General features: G+C 62.2%; 10 protein-coding genes. 5 read left to right on the top strand and 5 right to left on the bottom strand.

Annotated features, from left to right (window positions below):
• The first annotated feature begins 240 nt into the window (after nucleotides 1-240).
• The 4 genes from VMH34_03250 (at nucleotide 241) to VMH34_03265 (ending at nucleotide 3564) form a co-directional block, all read left to right on the top strand.
• Nucleotides 241-1695 (top strand): DegQ family serine endoprotease, encoded by a 1455-nt coding sequence (locus VMH34_03250; GenBank protein HTT07790.1) that lies wholly within the window; start codon nucleotides 241-243, stop codon nucleotides 1693-1695.
• A gap of 105 nt (nucleotides 1696-1800) precedes the next feature.
• Nucleotides 1801-2049 carry a succinate dehydrogenase assembly factor 2 gene (locus tag VMH34_03255; GenBank protein HTT07791.1) on the top strand — a complete coding sequence of 83 codons (249 nt, stop codon included), beginning with the start codon at nucleotides 1801-1803 and terminating at the stop codon, nucleotides 2047-2049.
• Nucleotides 2050-2066: 17 nt separating this feature from the next.
• Nucleotides 2067-3056 (top strand): folate-binding protein, encoded by a 990-nt coding sequence (locus VMH34_03260; GenBank protein HTT07792.1) that lies wholly within the window; start codon nucleotides 2067-2069, stop codon nucleotides 3054-3056.
• A gap of 13 nt (nucleotides 3057-3069) precedes the next feature.
• Nucleotides 3070-3564: a disulfide bond formation protein B gene (locus tag VMH34_03265; GenBank protein ID HTT07793.1), complete on the top strand. Its 495-nt coding sequence runs from the start codon at nucleotides 3070-3072 to the stop codon at nucleotides 3562-3564.
• On the opposite strand, the gene thpR is transcribed toward VMH34_03265, so the two are convergent.
• The 5 genes from thpR to guaB form a co-directional block, all read right to left on the bottom strand.
• Nucleotides 3561-4085 (bottom strand): RNA 2',3'-cyclic phosphodiesterase, encoded by a 525-nt coding sequence (gene thpR, locus VMH34_03270; GenBank protein ID HTT07794.1) that lies wholly within the window; start codon nucleotides 4083-4085, stop codon nucleotides 3561-3563. The genes VMH34_03265 and thpR overlap by 4 nt on opposite strands.
• 18 nt (nucleotides 4086-4103) lie before the next feature.
• On the bottom strand, nucleotides 4104-4595 hold the full coding sequence (locus VMH34_03275) for a CinA family protein (protein ID HTT07795.1): 492 nt from the start codon (nucleotides 4593-4595) through the stop codon (nucleotides 4104-4106).
• Nucleotides 4592-5047, bottom strand: coding sequence for a tRNA adenosine(34) deaminase TadA (gene tadA, locus VMH34_03280; protein HTT07796.1), 456 nt, complete (start codon nucleotides 5045-5047; stop codon nucleotides 4592-4594). Before tadA ends, VMH34_03275 begins: the two co-directional genes overlap by 4 nt.
• 133 nt (nucleotides 5048-5180) lie before the next feature.
• Complete coding sequence (gene guaA, locus VMH34_03285) at nucleotides 5181-6755, bottom strand: glutamine-hydrolyzing GMP synthase (protein HTT07797.1); 1575 nt, start codon at nucleotides 6753-6755, stop codon at nucleotides 5181-5183.
• Between the two features lie 42 nt (nucleotides 6756-6797).
• Nucleotides 6798-8261: an IMP dehydrogenase gene (gene guaB / locus VMH34_03290; protein HTT07798.1), complete on the bottom strand. Its 1464-nt coding sequence runs from the start codon at nucleotides 8259-8261 to the stop codon at nucleotides 6798-6800.
• Between the two features lie 109 nt (nucleotides 8262-8370).
• Between guaB and xseA the strand changes: the two genes are divergently transcribed.
• A complete protein-coding gene (gene xseA, locus VMH34_03295; GenBank protein ID HTT07799.1) occupies nucleotides 8371-9753 on the top strand; it encodes an exodeoxyribonuclease VII large subunit in 1383 nt (460 codons plus the stop codon).
• Nucleotides 9754-9836 lie beyond the last annotated feature (83 nt).

Here is a 9836-nt window from a genome sequence, read left to right on the forward strand (position 1 = left end):
ATGCTCCGCGGCGCTGCAGCCGCCGGACTCCGATATCGCGCCGTGCCCGCACAACGCAGAGCGAGACGGAACGATTACCAAATTCGAATTCACAGAACGCGGAAAAGTTCTCGCGCACGATAAATATTAAAAATATTTAATGATTGATGTGCGCGGGACGCATGGATGCCACAGGAACTATTTTTTGCATGAGAACTCCATACTGTCATTCGGCATCTCTATTCCTTCAGGAGTTCAATCATGAATCGCAAGACCTTTTTTCGCGTCGCCGTTGCGCTGGCAATCGTTCCTGCTGTCGCGGCGGGTTATTTATATCTGCAGGGCCCGGTCATCGCGCAGGCACACGCCGAAAGCGCCGTGGCCAGCGCCACGCCGGCAATTGCACTGCCCGATGTCTCGTCATTGGTGGAACGAACCGGCCCCGCAGTAGTCGCCATCCGCGTCACCCAGACCATGCATAACGCCGGTCTCGACAATCTGCCGCCGGGTATCGATCGAAATTCCCCGTTCTTTTATTTCTTCCGGCGCTTCGGCCCGCCGTCCAACGGCGATGAAGGCGACCAGACCATGCAGGGCATCGGTTCCGGCTTTATCATCTCGCCGGACGGCTACATCCTCACCAACGCGCATGTGGTGGCGGACGCCAGTGAAGTACAGGTGAAACTGACTGACAAGCGCGAGTTCACCGCCAAGGTCGTCGGCGTTGACAAAAAGAGCGACATCGCGGTCATTAAAATCGACGCGCACGACCTGCCTGTGCTGCATCCCGGAAATTCAGACACGCTGAAGGTGGGTGAGTGGGTCGCCGCCATCGGCACGCCCTTCGGGCTGGAAAACACCGTGACGGTGGGCGTCGTCAGCGCCAAGGGTCGCGCGCTGCCGGATGAAGCCTACGTTCCCTTCATACAAACCGACGTGGCCCTGAATCCGGGTAATTCCGGCGGACCTCTGCTCAACATGAAAGGCGAGGTGGTCGGCGTCAATTCCCAGATCTACAGCCGTAGCGGCGGTTACATGGGCCTGTCGTTCGCGATACCCATCGACGTGGCCATGAAGATTGGCGACGAACTGCGCCACGACGGCAAGGTGGCGCACGGCCTGCTCGGAGTGAGCGTGCAGTCGATGACCCAGGACCTGGCCAAGTCCTTCGGCCTGGGCAAAACCGAGGGCGCGCTGATCAGCCGCGTCGAGCCTGACAGCCCGGCGTCGAAAGCCGGCCTGCAGACTGGTGACGTCATTCTGGGCGTGAACGGCAAGACGATTAACGATTCCATCGATCTGTCACGCATCATCGCCGATTCCAAACCCGGCGACGTGACCACGCTGCGCATCCTGCGCAACGGCGGGGAGAAAACCGTACGTGCGACGATTGGTGAATCGCCCGCGGATGAAGTCGCCGACGCCGGCGGCGGCAAGGCGCACTCAGGCACCGGGCGTCTCGGCCTGGCGGTGCGTTCGCTGAATCAGGATGAACAACACCAGATCGATGAGAAGGGCGGCGTGCTCGTGGAACAGGCGAGCGGACCGGCCGCCAAGGCCGGCATCCAGCCGGGCGATGTCATTCTGGCGGTCAACAACAAGCGCGTGAAGGACCCGCAGGAGCTGCGTTCACTGGTCGAACACGCGAGCGGCCACGTAGCCCTGCTGGTCCGGCGCAATGACGCGGAGATTTACGTCCCCGTTGCCATCGGTTGAAGCATGACCCCTCCTCCACCGGCGATCGCACGGATGCGATCGCCGGTCCGGAGTCCGGCGGTTGCCGATTTCACAGCCCCGCGCGCTGTCCTTACAATAGGGCGCATGATTGATGACAAATCCGTGCGCTGGCGCTGCCGGCGCGGCATGAAGGAACTCGACGTCCTGCTCGGGCGCTTTCTGGAGCGGGGCTACGCACAACTCGACGAACGGGAACGAGGCGTATTTGTGCGGCTGCTGGATCAGAAAGACCCCGATTTGATGGACTGGCTGACGGGACGTGATCGACCGGCCGATCTCGCCTTTGATGCGCTGATTGGACGCATGCAATCCTTCATTTCCTCCTCCGCATGAATGCGCCGGCGGCATGGATGGAAAAGCTGTTGCGATCCACGGCCCCGTCCGCTGAAGCATCCGCCGCGTCTGGCCGGAATAGCATGGTGGACCTTTCGCATCTGGCACTGGTCGAGGTCAGCGGCGAAGACGCCGAAAAATTTCTGGCCTCACAACTCACCAATGACGTGCCGGCCCTGACGGCGCACCAAACGCAGTTGAGCGCCTGGTGCTCGGCGCAGGGACGCGTGCTCGCCCTGCTGCGGATGTACAGAACGCCGTCGAGCTACCGCATGTTGCTGCCTGCCGACCTGGCTGAAGAGACCATGAAACGCCTGCGCATGTTTGTGTTGCGCGCCAAGGTAAAAATCGAAGACCTCAGTCCGCGCTACGTGCGCTTGGGCCTGTCCGGCCCGAAGGCGGCGGAATGCTTGGGCATGGTCGTGGGTCAGGTCCCCACGGAATTGAACGCCGCCAACACCACCTACAACGGCACATTGCTGCGCCTGCCCGGCGCCGTCCCGCGTTTTATTTTTGTCGGCGAGGCCGGAGAAGCGGGCATGATTTGGGACAAACTGGCGACCGACGCCCGGCCCGCCGGCGCCGACTCATGGACCTTGCTGGATATCGAAGCCGGCCAGCCGCAGGTCTATGCCGCCACTCGCGATGAATTCATACCCCAGACACTGAACCTCGATGTGCTGGGTGCGGTCAGTTTCAGCAAGGGCTGTTATCCCGGTCAGGAGATTGTGGCGCGGCTCAAATATCGCGGCCGGCTGAAGCAACGCCTCTATCCCGGCCGTGCGCAAACCGACCGGCTCCCGGAACGCGGCGGGAAAATCGTGGTCAGAGGTCAGGAGGCGCACGTCGGCAGGGTCGTCGATGTCGCAGCCCATCCAGAGGGCGGCATCGCGCTGCTTGCGGTGCTCAACATGGAATCGGCCCAAAGCGCGGAGTTGCATCTGAACACGCCTGACGGACCTGCATGCCGGTTTACAATGCCACCCTATCCCATCAACGAAGAATGATTCAGGCACATCAATGATAAAACCGAGACTGCTTAATGCATTTATTTTCGCCGCCTGCGCGGGGTTGCTGGGATTTGGCTATTACCTGCAATATCACGAAGGTCTTGACCCCTGCCCGCTCTGCATCTTCCAGCGCGCGTGTTATTTCGGCGCCGGTGTGATCACCCTCATCGCCGCCGTTCACAATCCGGCGCAACCGGGCACCCGCATCTATGGTGCGCTGACGTCGCTCACTGCGCTGGGCGGCGGAATATTCGCCGGCCGCCAGGTATGGCTGCAGCACCTGCCGAAGTCCGAGGTGCCGGAATGCGGGCCCGGGCTGGAATACTGGGTCAAGACCCTGCCCATCGCCGAAACCGTCAAACGCGTATTCCGCGGCACGGGCGATTGCGCGGAGGTCGACTGGACATTTCTCAAGTTGTCCATCGCCGAATGGTCGCTGATCTGTTTTGCGCTGATACTTCTCGCCACCGCCTTATTTCTTGTATTCCGCCCGGCGCGGCGTTAATTGCCGAGACGCCAGCGTTGCAGCACGGTGTAATGGGCGCCATCGGGGCGCGTGTCCGAGCGTACGAGGGTAAAATCCTTCACCGGCCAGCGGATGGCGGGTAACGGCAGGATTTCGGGCGCGCGTTTAACGTCGCGATACAAGCTCAGGTGTGGAGAATAATCGCGCGCATCAATTTCAAGGCCGCATTCACCGGAATACACCGTCAATTCCTTTTGTAATCCGCGCAACGCCTCCGGAATCATCGCCGGCGCCAGCCACAGCACACCGTTGTGCGGCCACCAGCCACAACGATCCAGCATCAGGGTAAATGGCCTCACATCCAGGGACGCCGCCCTCATGGTGAGCATCGCGCGCTGATCTGCGCCTACTTTTCCCAGAAACACCAGCGTCAAATGCAGGTCCGCGTCCGCCAGTCTGCGCCCCCGCTGTTCAGGCAGTGTGTTGCGATAGCCCGCGATCTGCTTCCGCACCGCCACCGATGGCCATAGCGCGAAGAACAACCGTTCACTGGCGGGCAAGGCGGGGGGCTGCCACGATCACTGCGATAGCCGTTCGCGCAGCAGGGCAAGGGCTGACTGAACGGACTGTAAGCGGATGGCCTCGCGTCCACCGGAGAAATTCATGCGCCGACTGATCGTGACCGCGTTGCGCGTAGCGCAGGCCAGCCATATGGTCCCCACGGGCTTGTCCTGCGTGCCACCATCCGGCCCCGCGATGCCCGTGATCGCCAGCGTCCATTGCGAGCGGCCGGCACGCAGAGCGCCCTCCGCCATCTCACGGACGCAAGCCTCGCTGACCGCGCCGTGCGCACGCAGTGTCGACGGTTGGACGCCCAAACATTCGATTTTGGCATCGTTGGAATACGTCACATAGCCGCGCTCGAACCATTGCGAACTGCCGGGCAGATCGGTGCACACCTTGGCCAGCCAGCCCCCGGTGCAGGATTCGGCGGTGACTAGTTTCTCGTTACGCGCGAGCAGCGCCGAAGCGATGGCTTGCAAATCATCAGATGCGGGATCGTTTTTCATTTGCGTCGCACCGAGAAAAACGCCATCAACACCCCGGAGCACTCCCGATCCAGCAGGCCGCCCATGACCTCGGGCCGGTGCGTGAACTGATCGCTGCCGAGGATGTTTACAATGCTGCCGGCCGCGCCGGCCTTGGGATCATAGGCGCCAAAAACCACCCGTGGCACACGCGCGTTCAAAATGGCGCCGGCGCACATGACGCAGGGCTCAAGAGTAACATAGAGAGTGGCGCCGCTAAGCCGGTAATTGCCGAGCGCCCGTGCCGCCGCGCGCAGCGCCACGATCTCGGCATGAGCTGTCGGATCTTGTGATGCGATGGGCTGGTTCCAGCCCTCACCGATGATCTTGTCATCTTTCACGATCACCGCACCGACCGGCACTTCGCCCGCCACCTGTGCCCGCTGCGCCAGTTCCAGCGCGTGCCTCATCCAGTGTTGGCTGTCCATCACCATATCTAGCCCGTGAAGTCGATCAAACGGATGATGGCAAGGCGGGGACGCGCGAGAAAGCGGAGTTTACAAGTTGGTAAATGAGCATTTCGAGCGTGTTCCCAACGCTGCCAGCGCCGTTTCAGCGACTTCACCCTCATTCCCATTCGATGGTGGCGGGCGGCTTGCCGGAAATATCGTAGACGACGCGCGAGACGCCCTTGACCTCGTTGATGATGCGCCGTGACAGCCTTTCCAGCATATCGTACGGCAGATGCGCCCAATGCGCGGTCATGAAGTCCACCGTCGCCACCGCGCGCAGCGCGATGACATGCTCATAGGATCGGGCGTCGCCGGTCACGCCCACCGACTTCACCGGCAGGAACACGGCAAAGGCCTGACTGACCCTGTCGTACCAGCCGCTGTTGCGCAGTTCCTGGATGAAAATCGCGTCCGCCTTCCGCAGGGTATCGGCATATTCCCTTTTGATCCCACCGACGATGCGTACGCCGAGTCCGGGGCCGGGAAAAGGATGGCGGTACACCATCTCGCGCGGCAGTCCCAGTTCCACGCCGAGCCTGCGCACCTCGTCCTTGAACAGCTCGCGCAGCGGTTCGACGAGCTTCAGATGCATGCGCCTGGGCAGGCCGCCGACATTGTGGTGCGATTTGATCACGTGCGCCTTGCCGGTCTTTGCCGCCGCCGATTCGATCACGTCCGGGTAGATCGTGCCCTGCGCCAGCCATTTCACGTCTTTGAGCTTCTTCGCTTCCTGCTCGAACACCGTGATGAATTCCCGTCCGATGATCTTGCGCTTCCTTTCCGGATCGCTGACGTCTCTGAGCGCCTTCAGAAAACGCGCTCCGGCATTGACACGGCGGACATGCACGCCCATGTGCTGTGCAAACGTGGTCATGACTTGATCGCCTTCATCGAGGCGCAGCAGGCCGTTGTCCACGAACACGCAGGTGAGTTGATCGCCGATGGCCTTGTGCAGCAGTGCGGCAACGACGCTCGAATCCACACCGCCGGACAGCGCCAGCAGCACCTTGTCCCTGCCCACCAGCGAACGGACGCGGGCAATGCTGTCATCGATGATGTTCGCCATCGTCCAGCCGGAACCACAGCCGCAGATTTCGTGCACAAAACGCGAAAGGATGCGCTGCCCCTGCTTCGTATGCGTGACCTCGGGATGAAATTGCACGCCGTAAAAGCGCCGCGTCTCGTCGGCCATGCCGGCAATCGCGCAGGTATCCGTGGAAGCGATGACCTTGAAGCCGGACGGCAGCGCGATGACGCGATCACCGTGGCTCATCCACACATCGAGCAGGCCGTGACCCTCGACATTGGTGCGATCCTCGATGTCCTTGAGCATCGCGGAGTGGCCGCGCGCCCGTACTTCCGCGTAACCGAACTCGCGCTTGGCGCCCGCCTCGACCTCGCCGCCCAGCTGCGCCGCCATGGTCTGCATGCCGTAGCAGATGCCGAGCACCGGCACGCCCAGTTCAAAGACGATGGCCGGCGCCTTGACCTTCCTGGCGATGATCACCGACTCCGGCCCGCCGGAGAGGATGATGCCGCGCGGCTTGAAATCGCGGATGGCGCGCGCCGGCATGTCGTAGGCGTGAATTTCGCAGTACACGCCCGCTTCGCGCACGCGCCGCGCAATCAACTGTGTGTATTGCGCCCCGAAGTCGAGGATCAAAATGCGATCGGCGTGGATGTCGGTCATGGACACACTGTCACCAAACACGGCGGGAAATGACGGCCGGTATTATTCAATGCGGTAGTTGGGTGCTTCCTTGGTGATTTGCACGTCGTGCACGTGCGACTCGCGCATGCCGGCGTAGGTCACGCGCATGAACTCCGGCTTGGTGCGGAATTCCTCCATGGTCCCGCAGCCGGTGTAGCCCATGGCCGCGCGGATGCCACCGATGAGCTGATGGACGATGGCCGACAACGGCCCCTTGTACGGCACGCGACCCTCGATGCCTTCCGGCACCATTTTCTCAATCTCACCGCTCTCCTGGAAGTAACGGTCGGCGGAACCATGCTGCTGCCCCATCGCGCCAAGCGAACCCATGCCGCGATAGGATTTGTAGGAACGGCCTTGATACAGCTCCACTTCTCCCGGAGCCTCCTCGGTGCCGGCGAACAGACCGCCGATCATGACGGCGTGCGCGCCCGCGACCAGTGCCTTGGCCATGTCGCCGGAATAGCGGATGCCGCCGTCGGAGATCACCGGTACGCCGGATTTTTTGAGCGCCGAGGCCACGGTGCCGACCGCCGTGATCTGCGGCACACCGACGCCGGTGACGATGCGCGTGGTGCAGATGGAGCCGGGGCCGATGCCGACCTTGACGGCGTCCGCGCCGGCCTTGACCAGCGCCAGCGCCGCCTCGGTGGTGGCGATGTTGCCGCCGACCACCTGCGTGTCGCGGAAATTCTTTTTGATCCAGCCCACCGTGTCGAGCACGCCCTTGGAATGGCCGTGCGCAGTGTCGACCACTATCACGTCCACGCCGGATTGCACCAGCGCCTCGACGCGCTCGTGGGTGCCCTTGCCGGTGCCAACCGCGGCACCTACGCGCAGCCGTTCCTGCTCGTCCTTGCAGGCGTTGGGATATTCGCGGGCCTTCTGGATGTCCTTGACGGTGATGAGCCCCCGCAACCGGAATTTGTTGTCGACCACGAGTACCTTTTCAATACGGTGCTTGTGTAGCAAGGCCACCACCCGCTTTCGGTCGGCGCCCTCCTTCACCGTCACCAGCTTGTTCTTGGGCGTCATGATGCTGGACACCGGCTGGTCGTAGTGTGTCTCGAAACGTAGATCGCGGCCGGTGACGATGCCGACCAGTTCCTCATTCTGCACCACCGGGACGCCGGAGATGCGCTTCTCGCGCGTCAACGCGATCACGTCGCCGATGCTGGTGTCCGGCGGCACCGTGATTGGATTCTGGATGATGCCGCTTTCATACTTCTTCACGCGGCGCACGTTGCGGGCCTGCTCATCCGGGCTCAGATTCTTGTGGATGATGCCCATGCCGCCCTCCTGGGCCAGCGCGATGGCCAGCCGTGACTCGGTGACGGTGTCCATCGCCGCCGACATCAGCGGGATATTGAGGGTAATGGCACGCGTCAGCTGCGTGCGCAGACTGACTTCGCGCGGCAACACCTGTGAATAGGCGGGCAACAGGAGCACATCGTCAAAAGTCAGGGCTTCGCCGGCGACTCGCATAGCATACCTTCCCGTTCCAATAAAGGGATTATAAACGAGGAAGGGGTCCGGCCTTAAATCGAGGCTGGTCGGCCGGCAATCCGCAGGCGGTTCGGGGTATGATCCCGGCATGAGCCAGCCCTCTTCGGGTACTTCGGGAATCAGCGCCGTGCCGCCGGCACGCGAGGTCTATACCGTCTCGCGACTGAACCGCGAGGCGCGCGCCCTGCTGGAGGGCAGCTTTCCCGTGCTATGGGTCGAAGGCGAACTTTCCAACTTCGCGCGGCCCGGTTCCGGCCACTGGTACTTCACGCTCAAGGATGCGCAGGCGCAGGTGCGCGCCGCCATGTTCCGCGCCAAGAACGCCCTGCTCAAATGGACGCCCGAGGAAGGGACGCAGGTGCTGGTGCGGGCGCGCGTCAGCCTGTACGAGGGGCGCGGCGAGTTTCAGCTCATCGTCGAACACATGGAGCCCGCAGGCGAAGGACTGCTGCGGCTGCAATTCGAACGCCTGAAGCAGAAACTCGCCGCCGAGGGATTATTCGACGAGGCGTACAAGCAGCCGTTGCCAGCCTTTCCGCGCTGTCTCGGCGTTATCACTTCCCCCACCGGCGCCGCCATACGCGATGTGCTGAGCGTCCTGCGCCGCCGCTACCCGCTGTTGCCGGTGATCATTTATCCGGCGCCGGTGCAGGGCGCGGATGCGGCGCCACAGATCGCCGCCATAATCCGCGCCGCCGACCGGCGTAAAGAATGCGATGTGCTGCTGCTCACGCGCGGCGGCGGTTCGCTGGAAGATTTGTGGCCATTCAACGAGGAAATCGTGGCGCGCGCGATCTACGACTGCGCCATTCCCATCGTTTCCGGCGTCGGCCATGAGATCGACTTCACCATCGCCGATTTCGTCGCCGACATACGCGCGCCCACGCCCTCGGCCGCCGCTGAACTCATCAGTCCTGATGGCGAACAACTCGTGCGACACTATGGCGCCATCGCCAGTCGCTTGAGCAGCCTCATAAAAACACACCTGCGACGGGAGCGAGAGCAACTGACCTGGCTGTCGAAGCGGCTGATCCATCCGGCGCGGCGGCTGATGGAGCTTTCACAGCGGGTGGATGACTTCAATCAGCGCCTGCTCAAAACCATGCGCCATCAATTCGATCTTGCGCGATCCGCGGTCGTCGAATTAAACGCGCACCTGCGCGCCGCAAGTCCGCTGCCCCGGCTGCGTCTGCATGCGCAGCATCAGACCGCCTTGCGCGGGCGATTGCAGCAGGCTGTCATGCAGCGGCTGCGCGCGGCGGGACACGAACTTGTCCAGCTTGGTCGCGCGCTGTCCGCCGTGAGTCCGCTGGCGACACTGGATCGCGGTTATGCCATCGTAACTACGGATCAAGGTCAAATCGCCCGCGATGCTTCAACAGTCAAGACCGGCAGCCGGGTGCAGGCGCGCCTCGCCAAAGGCGAACTCGATTGCGTCGTCGAGACCGTACGCCCGGTAAAACCAATATGAACCTACTCCATAATTTTGTTAAAACAGTTTCCGTTCGTACTGAGCCTGTCGAAGTACTAACGGAAACATCAACTTTTATGTTC

It is taken from the genome of Gammaproteobacteria bacterium (assembly GCA_035501935.1).
In the GTDB taxonomy this organism is placed as follows: Bacteria; Pseudomonadota; Gammaproteobacteria; order JAJPIJ01; family JAJPIJ01; genus JAJPIJ01.